Annotated in this window: 14 protein-coding genes and 5 pseudogenes; 10 read left to right on the top strand and 9 right to left on the bottom strand. The window is 47.7% G+C overall.

From position 1 onward, the window contains the following. The first annotated feature begins 320 nt into the window (after positions 1-320). Positions 321-857 carry an NUDIX domain-containing protein gene (locus JW727_06665; GenBank protein ID MBN2095703.1) on the top strand — a complete coding sequence of 179 codons (537 nt, stop codon included), beginning with the start codon at positions 321-323 and terminating at the stop codon, positions 855-857. Positions 858-864: 7 nt separating this feature from the next. Here JW727_06665 and JW727_06660 read toward each other — a convergent pair whose 3' ends face one another. Continuing rightward, positions 865-2,493: a tetratricopeptide repeat protein gene (locus JW727_06660; protein ID MBN2095702.1), complete on the bottom strand. Its 1,629-nt coding sequence runs from the start codon at positions 2,491-2,493 to the stop codon at positions 865-867. 38 nt (positions 2,494-2,531) lie between these two features. Here JW727_06660 and JW727_06655 point away from each other — a divergent pair, with 38 nt between their 5' ends. Beyond that, positions 2,532-3,008, top strand: a complete 477-nt coding sequence (locus tag JW727_06655) for a hypothetical protein (protein MBN2095701.1) — start codon at positions 2,532-2,534, stop codon at positions 3,006-3,008. Positions 3,009-3,012: 4 nt separating this feature from the next. Here the strand turns inward: JW727_06655 and dnaK are convergent, their stop codons facing one another. The 4 genes from dnaK to dnaJ all read right to left on the bottom strand — a co-directional run bounded on the left by dnaK (position 3,013) and on the right by dnaJ (position 7,228). Next, entirely contained in the window at positions 3,013-4,932 is a 1,920-nt protein-coding gene (gene dnaK / locus JW727_06650; protein MBN2095700.1) for a molecular chaperone DnaK, read from the bottom strand. A 198-nt stretch (positions 4,933-5,130) separates the two neighbouring features. After that, positions 5,131-5,439 (bottom strand): hypothetical protein, encoded by a 309-nt coding sequence (locus JW727_06645; protein ID MBN2095699.1) that lies wholly within the window; start codon positions 5,437-5,439, stop codon positions 5,131-5,133. Positions 5,440-5,522: 83 nt separating this feature from the next. Next, on the bottom strand, positions 5,523-6,098 hold the full coding sequence (locus JW727_06640) for a nucleotide exchange factor GrpE (protein ID MBN2095698.1): 576 nt from the start codon (positions 6,096-6,098) through the stop codon (positions 5,523-5,525). 41 nt (positions 6,099-6,139) lie between these two features. Then, positions 6,140-7,228: a molecular chaperone DnaJ gene (gene dnaJ / locus JW727_06635; GenBank protein MBN2095697.1), complete on the bottom strand. Its 1,089-nt coding sequence runs from the start codon at positions 7,226-7,228 to the stop codon at positions 6,140-6,142. 197 nt (positions 7,229-7,425) lie between these two features. Here dnaJ and JW727_06630 point away from each other — a divergent pair. The 6 genes and pseudogenes from JW727_06630 (at position 7,426) to corA (ending at position 14,435) form a co-directional block, all read left to right on the top strand. Next, positions 7,426-8,652 (top strand): annotated as a pseudogene (locus tag JW727_06630) (thrombospondin type 3 repeat-containing protein). A 285-nt stretch (positions 8,653-8,937) separates the two neighbouring features. Beyond that, positions 8,938-9,297, top strand: a pseudogene (locus tag JW727_06625) (VCBS repeat-containing protein). Positions 9,298-9,441: 144 nt separating this feature from the next. After that, a pseudogene (locus JW727_06620) lies at positions 9,442-9,633 on the top strand (hypothetical protein). A gap of 18 nt (positions 9,634-9,651) precedes the next feature. Further along, positions 9,652-9,936 (top strand): annotated as a pseudogene (locus tag JW727_06615) (thrombospondin type 3 repeat-containing protein). A 300-nt stretch (positions 9,937-10,236) separates the two neighbouring features. Then, a pseudogene (locus JW727_06610) lies at positions 10,237-11,232 on the top strand (thrombospondin type 3 repeat-containing protein). A gap of 2,138 nt (positions 11,233-13,370) precedes the next feature. Further along, positions 13,371-14,435, top strand: a complete 1,065-nt coding sequence (corA, locus tag JW727_06605) for a magnesium/cobalt transporter CorA (protein ID MBN2095696.1) — start codon at positions 13,371-13,373, stop codon at positions 14,433-14,435. A 74-nt stretch (positions 14,436-14,509) separates the two neighbouring features. On the opposite strand, the gene JW727_06600 is transcribed toward corA, so the two are convergent. From JW727_06600 to JW727_06585, 4 genes are all read right to left on the bottom strand, one after another. Beyond that, on the bottom strand, positions 14,510-14,872 hold the full coding sequence (locus JW727_06600; protein ID MBN2095695.1) for a tyrosine-type recombinase/integrase: 363 nt from the start codon (positions 14,870-14,872) through the stop codon (positions 14,510-14,512). Next, positions 14,869-15,318 carry a hypothetical protein gene (locus tag JW727_06595; protein MBN2095694.1) on the bottom strand — a complete coding sequence of 150 codons (450 nt, stop codon included), beginning with the start codon at positions 15,316-15,318 and terminating at the stop codon, positions 14,869-14,871. Before JW727_06595 ends, JW727_06600 begins: the two co-directional genes overlap by 4 nt. 48 nt (positions 15,319-15,366) lie before the next feature. Continuing rightward, positions 15,367-16,035: a hypothetical protein gene (locus JW727_06590; protein MBN2095693.1), complete on the bottom strand. Its 669-nt coding sequence runs from the start codon at positions 16,033-16,035 to the stop codon at positions 15,367-15,369. 305 nt (positions 16,036-16,340) lie between these two features. After that, positions 16,341-16,739, bottom strand: a complete 399-nt coding sequence (locus JW727_06585) for a hypothetical protein (GenBank protein ID MBN2095692.1) — start codon at positions 16,737-16,739, stop codon at positions 16,341-16,343. Positions 16,740-16,873: 134 nt separating this feature from the next. Here JW727_06585 and JW727_06580 point away from each other — a divergent pair, with 134 nt between their 5' ends. Then, entirely contained in the window at positions 16,874-17,569 is a 696-nt protein-coding gene (locus JW727_06580; GenBank protein ID MBN2095691.1) for a class I SAM-dependent methyltransferase, read from the top strand. Between the two features lie 27 nt (positions 17,570-17,596). Further along, on the top strand, positions 17,597-17,902 hold the full coding sequence (locus tag JW727_06575; protein ID MBN2095690.1) for a hypothetical protein: 306 nt from the start codon (positions 17,597-17,599) through the stop codon (positions 17,900-17,902). The last annotated feature ends 34 nt before the right edge of the window (positions 17,903-17,936 follow it).

Raw genomic sequence — 17,936 nt, 5'->3', positions numbered from 1 at the left:
GGCAGGGCGTGTGAATGGGGGGAAGGCCGTAAGCAGGGCTACTAGAAAGACAAAGTCCGTCGGGAAGAAGACGCAAAAGAAGCGGAAGGGAAAGGCCACCAGACAGAAATCCGCCCGCATCAGAAGATAATCAAAGCTGGAAAACCCTGTGCAAAATAGTGCCACTTCCCAAACCCAGTCCTGATTATTAAATCCCTCCATACGATTCCTGGCAAGACCAAGCCATAACTCACACCCCTCAGCCGCCCAGGAAACCTCCAAAACAAAATTCAAGATATTTTACAAAAGTAAAACAGAGCATATAAATTTACTTAATTATTATGGAACTGGAAGAGCTTTTGGATATTATCGATTCTGAAGACCAAGTTATCGGAACGTCCTGCCGCGAGGAAGTTTACAGGGAATGCTACTTTCATCGGGGCTCCCACGTCATAATCACAAATGAAGAAGGGGAGATGCTTTTATCCCTCAGGTCTTCCAACAAGACAATTTACCCCGGCACGCTTGACTGCTCGGTCACAGAGCACGTAAAGGCAAACGAGGGCTATGAAGAGGCGGCCAAAAGAGGCGTTCGGGAAGAGCTTGGGCTTGAAGACGTGAAGCTTAAGCCGCTTCTAAAATTCCGGCTCTGCAGAGAGCCGCACGGAAAGGCGATGTTTGTGCTCTATTCCGGAAAAATCAGGGAAAGCCCAAAAGCCGCAGAAGACGAGATACAGAAAGTCGAGTTTGTCTCCCCTGAGCGGCTAAAGGAAATCCTGGAGACGAATCCCGAAACATTCTCCCCCTGGACGAGGGAAATCATCAAGTGGCACTGCAACCTGCCATCTGCCCTTGAAGTGATTACAGTTTGCCAGTAGATGGTTCTTAGTAAGAAGAGTTTACATAACTCTTGGCATTTGACGCTTGAGACGCATTACCCTCAACAAACCCATTCTGCACCGTTACCTGCTCTTTGGCTCCGGGAAGCCAGAAAATCGCAGATAGGTTTAGAGCGCCCTGGCAGGAATCCTGGCTTTGTGTTTGGTGGTTTGAAGGGCAAAAGCCCGAAATTGAAGCACTAACTAGCAACCCTATGAATGCCAGCAACACAGCCAAAACCACATATAACCTCTCACCATCCTTTCTTTCACAGATAAGTATTTCGATCAGCAGGATAAACAGCACCAGTACCGAACCCAGACCTACTATAAGGATAAGCCGCTCACAAAGCGACAAATCCGTTGACAGTATGTTAATCGAGGATAGTATAAAGGCAATAATCGCAGCGAAGACACCAAGGAATTCGACAAGCTTTACGTTGCCAGCCTCTATTTTTTTGTTTAACTCTTCCTTTGCAGTCTCAATCTTTTCGTTAAGTTTTTTCTCTCGCTCTTCAAGGCGCTCATTGATAATCCTTGAAGTATTCTCCAAGGATTCAGCATTTTTCAAAACATCCTTTGTCTTCAGAAGAAATTCATTTTCAGGAGCATATCTTAACGCTTCCGAGAGAGTTTCCTTTGCAGTCTTTAATTTTCCTAACCCCAGCAAGATATGAACCTTATTCCCTAAAAAAACGGGGCTTTTTGTTTCTCCCTCCACAGCCAGATTTATCTCTTCGAGGGCTTCTTCAGGCCGGTTTAGGTCCTGGAGGATTGCTGCTTTTGTGTTGTGGCTAGCTGGATGATCTTCAATGTTAAGGGCTTTTTCTATTTCCCTGAGGGCTTCTTCAGGCCGGTTTAGGTCTTTGAGGATTAATGCTTTGGTGTTGTGGTAAGCTGGAGAGTCCTTAATCTCCAGGGCTTTTTCTATCTCTTTTAGGGCTTCTTCAGGCCGGTTTAGGTCTTTGAGGATTAATGCTTTGGTGTTGTGGTAGGCGGGATGGTCTTTAAGGTCTATAGCTTTGTTTATTTCCTTGAGGGCTTCTTCAGGTCGGTTTAGGTCTTGGAGGATTGCTGCTTTTGTGTTGTGGATAGCTGGAGAGTCCTTAATCTTCAGGGCTTTGTCTATTTCCCTGAGGGCTTCTTCAGGCCGGTTTAGGTCTTTGAGGATTAATGCTTTGGTGTTATGGTAAACTGGATGATCTTCAATGTTAAGGGCTTTTTCTATTTCCCTGAGGGCTTCTTCAGGTCGGTTTAGGTCTTTGAGGATTTGGGCTTTTGTGTTCAGCAACTCTGGATGCTTGGGATAAACCTTCAGCATATTATTCAAAACCTTCAGGGTGTCTTCTGGCTTTTCGCAGTTGCAGACAATCTCGCTTTTGATAAAATACAGGTTTGGCGTTTTTTTCTTCTTTATCAGCTTGTCGATTTCTGAAATGAATTTTGGGGCAAATTTCTTGCAGGTTTCCTCCCCAAAAACACGCCCAAATTCATAAATCCCATCAGTTTCCTCCAAATTAAACTCCCCCTTAAAATCAAGCAATTTTCGGAATTCCTTCGGGGCAGGAGCCTCTTTTCCTGACCCAATTAGCTCGATTATCTTCTTTATCAGCGGAACGAGCGACTTTCTTGCCATAATTACTATGCATTGAAATTATTATTCTATAGTGAATTATGTCAATTGTAGATAAGATTGAGAAAATGGGACTAATCTTTCGGGGGCTTGAGTATTCTGGGGATGATGACCCTCTAAATCCCATTGAAGGTACTTTACTGACCTATCCCTTATATGCAAATCAGGTAAACCTCATGTTTGAAAACCCAAAAACGAAAGCAAATGTGCCAGTCCACCTGGATTTGGCCAAACGGGAAATTACCTTGTTTCAAGACTTTGATTATGGACTCCTTGGAAAAATGCAATATCCTGCAAAGGACTGGAGCTTAAAAAAATCCAGGTTCAATATTTCCCTGTACCAAAGGCAGCCGATAAGCTCTGAGATTAGTGACATTGTCAGCACAATCAGCGATATCTGTCCAGAACTGGTGACCTGCAATGTATACGAACCCCGCCTTCCTGAAGATATGCAAGAAAAGCTTGAAGAAATATACTCAACGCACCCAGAATGGCAGCCTGCAGAATATCTCAATTAAGCAGTCATTCCTTCTTCTTCTCTTCCTCTCCTTCAACCTTGTACTCAGCGTCAACAACCTTTTCTTCATCTGCCTCCGGCTTCTTTTCTTCCTTCTTTTTCTCCCCTCCTGCCGGGCCTGCTGCACCTTCTGGCCCTCCAGCGCCAAACTGCGGCCCTTCTGCAGATGCCTGGGCTGCCTGCTGGTAAATTGACGCGCCTGCCGCCTGAAGGACCTTCCTAAGCTCCTCGGTTGCGGCTTTCAGCTTTGAAGTGTCTTCAGAATCCAGTGCCTCTTTTGATTTCTTTAGCTCGTCCTCCACATTCTGCTTGTGCTCTGCCGAAAGCTTGTCACCAAGCTCGGAAAGGACTTTCTCAGTTTCGTAGATAGTGGAATCAAGGTTGTTTTTCGCCTCGATTTCCTCCTTTCTTCTCTTGTCTTCTTCCTCGTGGTCCTGGGCCTGCCTCACCATCTTGTCGATGTCGCCCTCAGAAAGCTTTGTCGAAGCGGTTATTGTGATGGCCTGCTCTCTTTTAGTGCCCAAGTCTTTGGCTGAAACATGAAGTATTCCGCTGGAATCAATGTCAAAGCTGACCTCGATTTTTGGCATCCCTCTGGGGGCTGGAGGAATTCCCATAAGGTTGAACTCTCCCAAGCTGGTGTTGTCTTTGGCAAGCGGCCTTTCTCCCTGAATTACATGAACCGTCACTGCCGGCTGCATGTCGACCGCGGTTGAAAAGACCTTGCTTTTCTTTATTGGAATCGTGCTGTTTCGTTCTATAATTGGGGTCATCACGCCGCCTAAAGTTTCAATTCCAAGGGTCAGCGGAGTAACATCAAGCAGGACGAGGTCCTTTATTTCGCCTGCAAGAATTGCTCCCTGTACTGCTGCTCCAAGGGCAACGCACTCCATGGGGTCAACGCCCCTCTCCGGCTTTCTGCCTGTGATTTCCTCGACAAACTTCTGGATAAGCGGCATCCTCGTAGGGCCTCCGACAAGAATCACCTTGCCTACTTCCCCTCTTGAAAGCTTAGAATCCTTAATCGCCTGCTCGACAGGCACCTTGCACTTCTGGACGATTGTGTCTACAAGCTCGTCAAGCTTCGAGCGGGTAATCTTCATCTCAAGGTTTTTGGCACTACCGCCCGACATCGCAATAAACGGCAGGTTGATTTCGGTCTCGAAAACTGCCGAAAGCTCGATTTTTGCCTTTTCAGCCGCTTCCCTGACCCTCTGCATTGCAATCTTGTCGGTTGATATGTCAATATTTTCCTTCTTCTTAAACTCAGAAACAATATAGCCGACAAGCGATTCATCCATGTCCCTTCCGCCAAGGTGAGTGTCGCCTGACGTCGAAAGGACAGTGAAAGTGCCTTCTGCATATTCCATTATCGTAACGTCCAGGGTTCCTCCGCCGAGGTCGAAAATCAGAATCTTGGACTCCTCGTCCTTTTCGAGGTTGTAAGCCATCGCGGCGGCAGTCGGCTCGTTAACAAGCCGCTCAACTTCCAGCCCCGCGATTTTTCCCGCGTCCTTTGTCGCCTGCCTCTGGTTGTCATTAAAGTAAGCAGGGACAGTAATTACAGCTTTTCTTATTGTTTCGCCAAGGAATGCCTCAGCATCCCTCTTTATCTTCTGCAAGATAAACGCCGAAATCTGCTGGGGGGTGTATTCTTTTCCGTGAAGCTTGAATTTGTGGCCTGTCCCCATCTGCCTTTTTGCGCCGCTGACAGTTCCTTCGGGGTTTGAAACCACCTGGCGCCTTGCCGGCTCGCCTACAAGCAAAGTGCCTTCCTTTGTAAATGCAACAATCGAGGGAAACATCTTTCCTGCAACGGTAGCTCCCTCTGCTGAAGGGATAATGGTGGGCTTTCCGCCAATCATTACCGCTGCCTGGGAGTTCGAGGTCCCAAGGTCTATCCCGATAATCTTCTCCTTTGCCATATTCTCAATAATATACATTATTACTTATACAAAAATTTTAAAAGTGAAATTTGCTTGCAAACTCTTTTCGGGGCATTACCAGAATAATGCTGGGGTAGTGCTTTTGTAATGCCTGCCTGACAATCTTCCCTCCAAGGTAAAGGCAAAACGAAACAGGAACGCCGCGCCCGGAATATGAAGTTTACAAAAACTCAAAATTTAAAACGATAGTTTACAGCCAGTTATATGATTAAGGGCTTCTATTGGGTTCATATGCAATGCTTCTCTGAGGTCGCTAAAATAAATCCCTGGCCTATCTGAAGGCCGCTCACTTACATAGGTCCTACCCTGACAAAGTGTGACATACCTGATGCCTGGCCTAACCCTTTCAATACTCTCCTCATCCATAAGACCCGGGTCCTTGCTTTCAAGAGCAGTTACTTCAAAACCGGATACACTGGTGCCACAGGGAATTATTGGAGAACTGCTTACGTCTATTGTGCCCAAATATGTGCCATTATTAGCCATACTTCTCAAATTACTACCCAAATTTGCTTAAGTACTTTCAGAAATCAATCTCCTGGCAAAAAGAACGCATTCCCGCAGCAGTCTTACGCAGAAGCGCTTCCCGGGTTTTCCGGCCTTGCCTTCGAAACAACAACTTTCGAGCTCCGTATGACCTTCCCGTTCAGCTTGTAGCCCTTCTGGAGCTCGGAGAGGACGAGCCCCTCATCGCCCTCGCTTTCCTGCATAAGCATCACTTCATGGAAGTACGGGTCAAACTTGTGCCCGGCCGCCTCGATTCTCTCAAGCCCGTGCTTTTTCAGGACTTTGAGGAGGTTTCCCTGGAGAAGAGCCATGCCTTTCCGGGTTTCCTCGTCGCCTATGGCTTCTATCGCCCGCTCGAACTCGTCTAGCACAGTCAGGAGGTCGCCGACAAGCCCCACATTTGCAAATTTTACAAATTCCAACCGCTCCTTGTCGTAATGTTTTCTGTAATTGTCAAACTCCGCCTGGAGATATTTGAGCTTTGTCAGAGTTTCTTCCTCCCTCTCTTTTGCTTGTTTTAGCTCCTTTTCCAGGTCCCTTGCCGGTTTTACGGTGGGCTTTACTGCTTGCTGCTCCGGCTTTTTTTCCAGCTCTTTTCTGACAATTTTTCTCGGGACTTCCTCGACGTTTTTTGGCATAATCTCTAAAACCATTAAATTACAAATTCCCCTCTAACTTATTATCTTCCAAACCAGCCCCGCTTCTTCTTTGCCTGGTGGCCCTCCATCTCCCTCAGGCATTCCTCCATCTTCCTGCTGACTTTGTCAGGGATTTCTATAATCAGCTTTACCAAAAGGTCGCCTCTTCCGTCCCCATTGATTCTTGGCATTCCCTGCCCCTTAAGCTTAAACACAGTATGGCTCTGTGTGCCCTTTGGCACTTTGATGCTTGCTTTTCCCCCCATTGCGGGAATCTCGATTTCCCCTCCGGTAATTGCTGTCAAAAGGGAGACCTTCTGCTCGAGCCGGAGATTGTCTCCAGCCCGCTCAAACACGTCATGGGGCTTTATTCCAACCAAAACATACAGGTCGCCTGAAGGGGCGCCCATAACTCCTGCTTCCCCCTGCCCGGAAATCCGAAGGTACGAGTTATTCTCGATTCCCGCTGGCACTTTAACAGTAACTTTGCGCTTCTTTCTTAGCCGGCCCCGTCCCCTGCATTCCCGGCAATAATCCTTGGCGACCTTTCCCCTGCCTGCACAGGAAGGGCAGGTAACGATGCTTACGAACTGGCCAAATGGCGTCCTGTGCGCTTTTTTGAGTCTTCCAACGCCGCCGCAGTCGGCACAGGTTTCAAGCTCTCCACCCTTCGCTCCGGTGCCCGAGCATTGATCGCACGGGACTTCCGCAGGAAATTCCACTTCCTTTTCAACTCCGCTAAACGCCTCCTCAAGCGTTATTTCGATATCCTGGCGAAGGTCCGAGCCGGAAAAAGAATTGCTTTCGTCAGAAGAGCCCCTTCTGAACGCGCGGAAAATGTCTCCCAAGCCAAGGTCAGAGAAAATATCGCCAAAGTCAGGCCCTTCGGAAGAATAATCATAGCCCTGGCTTCCAAAATCGGCATTTCCATAGTTATCATAAGCCGCCTTTTTCTGCGGGTCAGACAGGACCTGGAACGCTTCATTAATCTCCTTGAATTTTTCCTCACTTTCCTTTCCCGCGACATCGGGGTGGTGCTTTCTGGCAAGCTTCTTGAAAGCCCGCTTTATGTCATCACTGGAAGCGCTTTTCTCGACGCCCAGAATCTTGTAATAATCCTTTTCAGCCATAAACCATTATCCCCTGAAAATTTGAAGATATATTATCAGGCGCATAAGACACTATTTATAGTAACAGCAGGGAACTGCCTATAATAATCCCCAAAAACCCCCATTCCAGCGATCTGCATGGCTTCGATAAAGTTACAGAAGCATTACAATTGTATGCTCCAGTGAAACTTTTATTATTGCCTACGGATTATAACTATATGGCACTCGAAAAATTTGGCTTATTCGTAAAAACCCTAATATTTCTCTCTCTGGTTCTTGTCCCTTTAGGCATCGCTACGGCACAACAGGCAACGCTTCAAGCCGAACTCGTTGAGCCAGTCTCAGAAACTGTGGTAAGCCAAAACGAGCCATTCACTTTTACGTCAAAAGTTACCTGTGTGCAAGGGACTTGCGGAGATGTGGCAGCAGCGCTTGACCCTGTTGAAGACACGGAGTTTATCGGAGGTGCAATTCCCGCCCAAACCAAGGGCATAGGCAACTGCATCCCTTTTGGCGCGGGAGGCTCATATGGTACGTACAAGGGCTTTGTTTACAAAAATATAGAGCCGTTTGAGGTAAACTCTGGAGACTACGCCTGCTTTGACCTCGGGCGGCCAAATGATGCAGATATCTCCATGGACATTTGGCTATGCCACACAAGCTCAAACGGCGGAACTTCATGCGATGCAGACGGATACCGGCAAATCGTGTATGACGAGCTGGCAACGCCAAGCTTAAGGGGAGACACTTCCTGCGGCACCTGGGAGTTGTGCTTTCCAATAGAAGAAGATTACACTTTCCAGGGCGGAGGGCTTATTGTCAGGTTCAGGTCGACCGGGGCCTTCGCTTCCGACACCTATACCTGCGACCAGGTGCTTTGTTACACCGACAGCTCTGACACCAGCAACAAGTTCGTCCAGAGATGGTACAATGACGGCTCGGGAAGCAGCAATGGCTATATCGGTGGAATCGCGTTTTACGGCAGTTCCAAGGGACTGATTTCAACGGTAACTGGGGCCGAGCCGTTTTACACGACAAGCCCAAACCCACAGACAAAAACTGATGAGTCCTGCCTTGAAAATATGCAGGAAGGGCAGGAATGCACCCAATCATGGACAGTGATTCCAACTGGCGAGCAGGGAAAAACCTATGAGTTTTACACAATCTACTCTTCACCACTTGCGGCAACCAGAAATACCCAAAAAGTGAATATTACAATTTACTGTGATGACACAGATGGCGATGGGCTATGCGCTGACGCCGACAATTGCCCGATTGCTTCAAACTCCGGGCAGGAAGACACTGATGGAGACGGAATTGGGAACTTATGTGACAACTGCCGGTATTTAGCTAACTCCAATCAGGCAGATACTGATAATGACGGCGTGGGGGATGTTTGTGACAACTGCGTAAGCGCCTACAATCCTGACCAGAATAATGCCGATGGAGGCGTGCTTGACGCCTTTGTTATCGTAGGAGATGAACTCGGAAACCGCCATTATATAAAATCAAATAATGACGGAACCTTTGCATCTCCGTTTATTGCAAGCACCCTAGGCAGTTACTCTAGAGGCGCAGCGGCAATTGCCGACTATGATGGTGACAGGGACCTTGACTTCGTGGGCTGCAACAGAGTGGACAACTGGTGCTATTTTGTTGCCCAAACCAGCCCCGGAGTGTTTTCGGCACCCGTAAAGGTCGGCAGCCAGATAAATCTGAATGGTTATGAAATGAGCATGGCCTCTGAAGACTTCAATAATGACGGGCACTATGATTTTATAGTCGGCGGGAATAACCGGCATATCTATTTATTCCTGGGCAACGGGGCAGGAGGGTTCACCACCACCCTAATTACTTCAACTGCTCCAGGAAACTACGGTCGGGGAAAGGATTCCGGAGACATCAACAATGACGGAAACATGGATTTCGTTTATGGAGAATCTTCCGGCGGAAACATCTATGCCTACTACGGTGATGGCGCAGGTGGGTTCTCATCCCCATTCTGGCTTTTCGACACCATCGGGGTCAGCAGTGATCCTTACGGTGTAACCCTTGCAGACTTTAACAATGACGGAAATACTGATGTCATAGCTACGGGCGGCTCTGGCGGGGAATACGGCCTGTGGACCGGAAACGGGGCTGGAGCATTTACATATAAATGGCAGGTGTTTGACACAAACAACCACGGCTCTATAGATAATTACGACTTTGATGAGGATGGCGATCAGGATGTCGTGATAACTACATGGAGTAGCGGCCAGATTAGGTATTACCGCAATAATGGAGACGGACACTTCACGCTTGTGTCTACACTCGCTTCCATTACTTCACTTGGCATTGCTACCCCTCCAACAAGCACTACTGGAGATGAACTGGGCGATGTTTGTGACCCGTGCCCATTCGACCCTTTAAATGACGCTGACGAGGATGGCGTATGCGGAAGTATGGATAATTGCAGGGAGGTCTCCAACCCTGACCAGCTGGACCAGGATAACGACGGCCTCGGTGATGCCTGCGACAACTGTGACTACGCTTATAACCCCGACCAGGCAGATTCTGATAATGATGGCGTTGGAAACGCCTGCGATAATTGCCCTGCCCTTGCCAACCCCAACCAGCAGGATGCAGACAGTGATGGAATAGGAAACTCCTGCGATAATTGCGTTAATGATGCAAACCCCAACCAGGCAGATTCAGATGGAGACGGAATTGGCGATGCATGCGAAAACCTTGAGCCCTACCTTGTGTCTCCGGCTTCAGACCTGGTTGTTTACCAAAACCAGCCCTTCACATTCACCACCGGCGTAGACTGCGTCAGGAATAATTGTGGAGACGTTACTGCAACGCTTGACCCTTTGGCCTTCCCTGTTTCATGCAAGCAGCTCTATGCGAAAGGGACCCGGACAAGCGGAATCTACACCATATACCCTTCGGGAAGCGGATACCCTTATAATGTTTATTGCGACATGGAAACCGATGGGGGCGGCTGGACGCTTGTCGCCTCAACTTACACCGCAACGCTTAATGACATGGGAGGAGCGTATTATAGTGACCTTACAACGCTTAGCCCTGCCTCTGCGCACGAGTATTTGTGGGATGGAATGCTTCCCATAGCTACCGGGGTTGGCGATGACATAAGATTTTCATGCAAGCTAGGGAGAACTGACAGCAACTTTGAAGTTGACCTTGCATTCTACGAACTTGGCTGGTACTCTGAGATAGCCCGCTCCAGCACTGACGCCGGAGTGTGCTTTGAGGATAACAATGGGGCAGGACAGACTATACCGCCGCCAGCCAGGAAAAACATACTTACCGGAGAAACAAGGCCGCTTGGCGACCAGTGGAACTTTGGATACTTTGAAGGGGAAGATATATGCAACGATGATGGAGACTTTACCGTTGACTTCGATGACCGGGGAATGGACAATAACCAGCAGGACGGTACTGACTGGGGTGAAGATGACACCCAAAAAAAATGCGGGAGTGTTTACCCATCAACGGGTGCCTGGTTTATATGGCTTAGGGAAGAAACAAACTACACCGGCGGCTCTGAAAAAGGGGTAGTTCCTATGGCTGAGGGCTCAAAGCCATTCTACACAACAACCCAGAATCCCATGACGCCTGCCGATTTATCATGCCTGGGCGGGATGCAGGAAAGCGATACCTGCGAGCAGAACTGGACAGTAATCCCAACAGGCGAGCAGGGAAAAACTTACGAATTCTTTACATATTATAACTCAACTGCCGGAGGAGACGCGGTAACTGCCAAGGTAAACATCACTATTTACTGCGAAGACTCCGATAATGACGGATTGTGTGCTGACGCCGATAACTGCCCTGAAACAAACAATCCCTACCAAGAGGACTCCGACGAGGATGGAGTTGGAGACGTATGTGACAATTGCCCAACTGCTTCAAACCCCGGGCAGGAAGACGCGGACAGTGACGGAATCGGCGACATTTGCGACAACTGCCCGCAAACTGCAAACCCGGGGCAGGAAGACTCTGACACGGAAGGGAGCGGAAGCAACCTTCTTTTCCAGGACGACTTTGATGACAATACCCTGGACTCCTCCAAATGGACGATGGACCTTGTGGGGGACAGCACTTACCAGGAAACAAACCAGGAAGCAACCTTTAGTATTCTTGGCCAGGGAAGCAGTTCTTCGTACCACATCTATCTTGTTTCAGGCAACATTCACGCTGAAGACTGGGACACCCTTACAGTTGAAGGCAAGTGGGCCTTTAGCAGCTCAGCAACAACTCCTGAAATGCTTTTCCGGCTGATTGACTCTGACACAAGCAATTATGTAGGGGTGGGCTATGCGACCTGGGGCTCCCGGATAATCTATTCTCCCAGCTCATCAAGCCACCCCGAAGAAATAAGGCCTATTCCGAGAGCATATGTACCTTTCAAGCTGGTAATTACAAAAACAAGCGTGCAGTACTGGGAAAGCGAAGTGCTGGTAAATGAATTTTCAACAGCCGCCCTGGCATCAGGCAGTAATTTTAAGCTCAAGATTGGAGGATGGGATTATTCCAGAATTTCAGGGCAATACGCCTATTTTGACGACATAAGAGTGTCAGCCCTCAGAACCATCCAGAGCGATGGAATCGGGGACGCCTGTGACAACTGCCCTTCTGAATATAACCCGGACCAGACAGACTCTGATGGGGACGGATGGGGGGCGGTATGTGAATGCAATGACAACAGCGCAGTTTCGTTCCCGGGGGCAGATGAAATATGCGACGGGCTTGATAATGACTGCAATGAGGAAATTGATGAATCCGGAGATGCTCTTTGTGATAACGGCCTTTGGTGCGACGGGTTTGAGACCTGCGCAGGAATAGACGGCTGCCTTGTGGGGAACGCTCAAGACTGTTCGGGGAACAGCTTTGGGCTCATTGAATCCTGCGACTATGAAGGCGAAAACCCATTCAGGATATTTACCTGGGACTACCGGGCGGCTTTTTCAAGCCACTGCGTTGATGATGGATACAACCTCGGGCACTGCACAACAGGCGACTCGACTGTAACAAGCACATGCAGCAAGGAAAAGTGCAGCGGCGAGTGCGACGCCGAGAACTCCTGCCCCGACACTTCCTGCTCTGAAACCTTCGAGGACTACTGCACTGAAAAGAAGCTTACCGAGTACGATGAGGATAGGGCTATGGGCTCAACAACGATTAAATCTTCCTGCGGCAATTCCTGCCTTGAAGACTGCACCTGCACAGAATGCACGGCCGAGTGCCCTGCGCCTGAAACCAACACTTACTGCGTAAAAGACGTTTGCACGGCCGAGTGCGACACTGATGACCACTGTCCTGAAAACTCTTGTTCAGAAACCTATGGTGACTACTGCACAGGCCTTAAACTCACTGAATATAACGGGAACCGGGAGTTTGACTCGACCACTGTAGAAAATTCCTGCGGCAATTACTGCCTGGAAGAATGCGCTTGTACCAACTGCGAGGTAAGCTGCCCAAGCCCTCCGGAAGAGACCTATTGTGTCCAGGGAATTTGCGAGGCAGAGTGCGACACTGATGACCACTGTCCTGCAACCGAGTGTGACGGGCTTGACAACTGCTACGATAACATTTACAGGGACTATTCTGACAGGGAGAACTCCTGCATTGAGACCTGCATTTGCCAGAGAGAGGAGTGCACGGCTTACGCAGAAGAAGACGACCTTGACAGTGACGGCTACTCCCCAAGCTGCGGAGACTGCGATAACTATGACAGCACAGTTTACCCATTCGCTCCTGAACTTTGTGACGGCAAGGACAATAACTGCGACGGAGAAACCGATGAAACCATTTGCGGCGACCAGACGGACGCTGACTGCGATGCGGTAAATGACTGCTCAGGCGACTTGTGCCTGGGAACAAGCTACTGGGTTGCAATTGTAAAGCTTAACCCCAACCACTTCGACAGCACCAACCTTGACCTAATCCTTACCCATGGGTGCTCTTGCAGCCAGATTCTTGAGATAAAGCCCGGCAAAAACGAAGGGGAACTTCAGATGGGCTGCACAAACGACACCATCAACATCTGGGTAAGCCAAACTGACTGGGCGATAAAAGAGCCAAAGGAGGAAAAAGAAAACCAAGGGAGCAAGAAATAGGGCTTACAAGGATAATACTTCCGAAATCCATATTAATTATGCCAGACCTCTTCGGATTTGGAGAGAGAAAAACGCAGGGGCTCCCTCCAGGCACGATAGTTTACACCGGGAAAAAGAAAGCGGAGAAGGTAAGGATTCAGGTAATAGATTACGATGAAAATTATTTCGATGATAGGTTCGTGAAAATACCGGAAGAATGCGAAAAGTATGTCAAAAGCGACACCATAACCTGGGTAAACGTCACCGGCCTTCACGAAACAGAGATTATCGAGCGGCTTGGAAAAACCTTTGGCATCCACCCGCTCGTCCTTGAAGATATAGCCAACACCGACCAGAGGCCGAAACTGGAAGACTATGAAGACTACCTGTTTGCGGTCTGCAAGATGATTTTCTATAACTCCAGGGGGGAACTGAGAGTAGAGCAGGTGTCATTCGTAATAGCAAAAAACTTCGTCATATCTTTCGAAGAAAGCGAGGGGGATGTTTTCGACCTGATAAGAAACCGCATACGAAGCGGCAAGGGAAAAATCAGGAAAATGAAGTCAGACTATCTTGCCTACGCGCTCCTTGACGCAATCGTTGACAATTACTTCACTGTTCTCGAGAAGGTGGGAGAAGACGTGGAGGACATTGAGGAGGAAGCCATAAATAAGCCGCACCCCGAAACAATCAACAAGATACAGAAGATAAGAAAAGGGCTCCTTTACCTCAGGAAATCAGTCTGGCCTCTAAGGGAAGTCGTAAGCAGCATGGAAAAGACAGACTCAAAAATCATAAGGAAAAGCACAAAACCCTACCTTCGGGACCTCTACGACCACACAATACAGGCAATGGACGTCATAGAGACCTTCCGGGACATAATCTCAGGCCAGGTAGACGTCTATCTTTCAAGCGTAAGCCACAAGATGAACGAGATAATGAAGCTCCTTACGGTAATTTCCACGATATTTATCCCAATGACGTTTATAACAAGCTTATACGGCATGAATTTTCCGAACATTCCTGAATTCGGGCTTAAGTACGGCTACTTTTATCTGTGGCTGCTTCTTTTGCTTATTGCCGGGACTATGATAGCATACTTCAGGAGAAGGGGCTGGATTTAGCCATTCAATAGAGGGCGGCCTTGCAAACAGTCTTGATGGCGCTTTTTTGTTTTCTTTTCTGGTAAGCCAAAGCGCTAAAGCAGGGCGGAAAGATTTGCTATCTCCTTGTTTGCGACGTGCGTGTAAACCTGAGTAGTTCTAAGGTCTTTGTGGCCAAGGAACTGCTGTATATACCTTATATCTGCTCCGCCTTCGAGAAGGTGCGTTGCAAAGCTGTGGCGAAGGGTATGTGGGGTTGTTTTCTTCCTGATTCCTGCCTTTCTTGAGGCATTTTTTACAATCTGTTGTATTGTCCTCTTGTCATACTTCTCTCCGGCATCTGTTGAAAGAATAAGCCCGGACTTACCCATGCAGGAAAGGCCCAAAATCTCCCTGACTTTTGGGTGCAGAAAGACAACCCTCTCCTTTCCGCCCCTGGTAACTTTAAGGTGAATCATATTCCGGTCAAAATCAAGGTCTTCCCAACACAGGCACTTGCTTCATTGAGGCGAAGCCCTGCATAGTAGAGGAGAGCCAGGACCAGCTTATGCTTAAGGTTGGTTTCAGAAGCGTGCATCCTTGCAACCTCTTCCCTGCTCAGAACCACAGGAAGCTTCTGGGAGGGCTTGGCAAGGGTCAGCTTTTCAAAAAACTTTTCTCGAAAGACGTTTTCAAATAGGAACTTTAAGGCAAAGTAGTTGAGGCGCATTGTCGAGTTGCTCCTTTCGGTAAGAGCTAAAAGAAATTCTCTTGGAGTCTTGTTTGAGCTTAGAAACCGCCGCACAATCTTGATGTACGCCTGGCCTGTTTGATAAGAATATTTCCGAAGCTTCAGCTCCTCAATCAGCTTTCCGACAAGGGCATATTTTTCTTCAGAGGAGAGATTCAGATAACGAAAGCCCATATAGATAGTTTAACCGGGATAATATATATTGCAGGAGACATATTCGCTTTATAGCAGATTTGGGTGGGTAAAGCGAATGTTTCGTTTGGGTAATTGGTGTTTTCCCCAGAGGTGATGTCCACATTCCTTAAAATACGCCCCTTCGCTATTTGCAATTCCCCTTAATTCTCCAACATTTCTCTCAAGCACAATTGTTTTCCGGCTATTTTCGGTTATATCATCAATGGCAGTTTTGTAGTTTGTATCAGAACCCCAACTTCCTTTTCTTGGCGCAAATATTGTTTCTGATATATCCCCAAATCGAGTAACCGTTTCCATATAGTGCTTTACTTGTTTGTCGACCACATCAGAATCACCGGCTATCGCCCAGGTGTGTAAAAATGACAGGTATTTCTCATCACCGTCAATAAGGCTAATCAGTGGAGTACAATTATACAGTTGATTAAAGGCAATACTAAACGTTCCGGGAACAATAACTCCTTCATTGCAATATTCTCCTACAACAATTATATCGTTTGATTTATAGATTTCACTTGAGTTGTAATAGTGAACATTAGGAAAGAGATATTCTGGGGGTACATTATCTCTTCCAGAACCAAAGTCAAATGAAGGAATCCTATTAAGGAAAGAATTTCTTATTGAATCGGACCAAGAATCATTATTGAAACTCTGTGTTGCCCGCCTACCCAATTTTACTTCAAGTAATGTTCCGGCCATATTCTTAATTAAGTACTCCGAAACATTTAAATACTAACTAATTAGTAACAACTCATTTGGATTAATGCCTATCTTATCGCATTGGTGACTTCTTCGCCTCGGGCATACCTGAGGCCAGAAAATATGGGCGCTCCAAGTAGAGCCTTCCCAAAAAAGCCCGGCAGGAATGGTGAGAGAGAAGCTTCGCCAAGGTTAAAGGTAGATTGGGGGTATGGGATTCTCAGACAAATATCGTTTGAATTCGGCTCTTTTTGGGCCCAAACCCATTTCGAGAAACTCGGCAATGGGATACTCCTTTAGCGAAGCTACGCACCTGACCTTACTTCTTCTGGATGCGGGTATCCTGGCTCAACAAATTCCTGAGGCACATACACCCTGTCCATAGGAGCAACGTCAAAAGCCAGGAGTAGTGGTGCATCGTCCATCTCCCAACCCTTAAGCTGCAGAGGCAATTCTCCACTGAACAAAACCGGAAATGAGTTGAGGCGGCTCAATCCCCTGGACTTCTCAAAAGCATACCCTAATGCCCTATACGGGCGAGCTGTCCAGGAAATTGCCCTTTCAGTATGTGCGGGCTCTCTTCCTTTGTCAAAAACAGGCATCCCATTTTGAATGTCGGCACAGGTAACCACATTGTCTGCAATCGTACCACTATAGTACCTGAACTTAGGTCCCGGTTCACCCAATTTTTCTATGTTTAGCATATATGTAGTTATTAAAAGCTTTTAACTACCACTTATACATGGTTAATTAATAAACAGTAATAGGTTAAGGAATTTTAGCGGCTCGCCGCAATTCTCCTGAAGCCACATATTAACTCCAAGTGCCTTACAATAATATGGACAAAATAACAAGGTCCACAAAGCCGGAAGAAGACAAGCACATCTTTACGGAGGGGATTGACTATTTCGCTACAGGCAAAGATTCAATCTGGGGGCGTGGCGACGAGGACACGCTTAAGCTTCTGCAAAAAACCGCAATCCAAGGCAGATGGCTAAACCTTGCCGCCGGAGACGGCAGATACAACCAGTTCCTATTGGAAAAAGCTGATTCGGTTACGGCTTCCGACATCGACGAAAGCGCGCTCAGCAAACTATGGCACAATACCCCTGAGAAATACCGGCCCTCTCTTGAAACCAAGGCATTTAACCTCACAGGAAAGTTTCCCTTTGAAGATGCATCATTTGACGGCGTGTTTTGCACAGGCACTTTGCACCTTTTCCCTAGAGACATTCTGCAAAAGGTAATTTCCGAAATTGGCCGGGTCCTCAGGCCAGGCGGCAGGGTAATCCTTGACTTTTCAGCCGACATCAAAAGATTCTCTCCCGATGGAAAATTAGTCACCTTTGGCAAGGAACCCCTCTACACGCTAAACGACGCAAAGAAAACACTGGAGGTTCTTTTCAGGGAGTACAAAACCGAAATGCACGACTCGGCAGTTGTGGAAGATTTTGAAGGGGCAAATCCCCCTTATACGCTGAACTGCAAATTTGTCATTCTGATAGCCAAAAAAAATGAAGGCGCTCGCCCGTGATTATATATTCTGCCAATAGTCTAAATTATGGCAGCAATCAAAAAGAAAAAACCTGAAAGGAGTAGGGAGCTTACCTGGGACCAGATTGGCCAGGCAATTGGGATGAAGATTGAGAAAGGGTGCAGTGACGGCGAATGCGCGCCCTGGAACAAAAAAGAGTGCAAAAGCGGGCCTGGGTGCGGAAGCGCAATTTACGGCCTTGGCTTTCTCGGAGCGCTTGTCTACTACATTACAACCTCGACTGGCTTCTGGATGGCAATACTCGGAGTCATGAAAGCAATACTCTGGCCGGGCTTCCTTGTGTACGGAGTGCTGAAATTCCTCGGAGCATAGTAAGCCGGATGAAAGGCTAACAGGTACATTGTGA

Source organism: Candidatus Aenigmatarchaeota archaeon, assembly GCA_016932615.1.
GTDB lineage: Archaea > Aenigmatarchaeota > Aenigmatarchaeia > QMZS01 > QMZS01 > JAFGCN01.
Note: the sequence above shows the minus strand (reverse complement) of the source record. Positions and strands in the feature narration are given on the sequence as shown.

Excerpts from the sequence above, each read along its gene's own strand:
- JW727_06575 (MBN2095690.1), top strand. The coding sequence starts at position 17,597 with ATGGCAGCAATCAAAAAGAAAAAACCTGAAAGGAGTAGGGAGCTTACC.
- JW727_06590 (MBN2095693.1), bottom strand. The coding sequence starts at position 16,035 with ATGGCCGGAACATTACTTGAAGTAAAATTGGGTAGGCGGGCAACACAG.
- JW727_06660 (MBN2095702.1), bottom strand. The coding sequence starts at position 2,493 with ATGGCAAGAAAGTCGCTCGTTCCGCTGATAAAGAAGATAATCGAGCTA.
- dnaK (MBN2095700.1), bottom strand. The coding sequence starts at position 4,932 with ATGGCAAAGGAGAAGATTATCGGGATAGACCTTGGGACCTCGAACTCC.
- JW727_06595 (MBN2095694.1), bottom strand. The coding sequence starts at position 15,318 with ATGGGCTTTCGTTATCTGAATCTCTCCTCTGAAGAAAAATATGCCCTT.
- JW727_06640 (MBN2095698.1), bottom strand. The coding sequence starts at position 6,098 with ATGCCAAAAAACGTCGAGGAAGTCCCGAGAAAAATTGTCAGAAAAGAG.
- corA (MBN2095696.1), top strand. The coding sequence starts at position 13,371 with ATGCCAGACCTCTTCGGATTTGGAGAGAGAAAAACGCAGGGGCTCCCT.
- dnaJ (MBN2095697.1), bottom strand. The coding sequence starts at position 7,228 with ATGGCTGAAAAGGATTATTACAAGATTCTGGGCGTCGAGAAAAGCGCT.
- JW727_06665 (MBN2095703.1), top strand. The coding sequence starts at position 321 with ATGGAACTGGAAGAGCTTTTGGATATTATCGATTCTGAAGACCAAGTT.
- JW727_06580 (MBN2095691.1), top strand. The coding sequence starts at position 16,874 with ATGGACAAAATAACAAGGTCCACAAAGCCGGAAGAAGACAAGCACATC.
- JW727_06585 (MBN2095692.1), bottom strand. The coding sequence starts at position 16,739 with ATGCTAAACATAGAAAAATTGGGTGAACCGGGACCTAAGTTCAGGTAC.
- JW727_06655 (MBN2095701.1), top strand. The coding sequence starts at position 2,532 with ATGTCAATTGTAGATAAGATTGAGAAAATGGGACTAATCTTTCGGGGG.
- JW727_06600 (MBN2095695.1), bottom strand. The coding sequence starts at position 14,872 with ATGATTCACCTTAAAGTTACCAGGGGCGGAAAGGAGAGGGTTGTCTTT.
- JW727_06645 (MBN2095699.1), bottom strand. The coding sequence starts at position 5,439 with ATGGCTAATAATGGCACATATTTGGGCACAATAGACGTAAGCAGTTCT.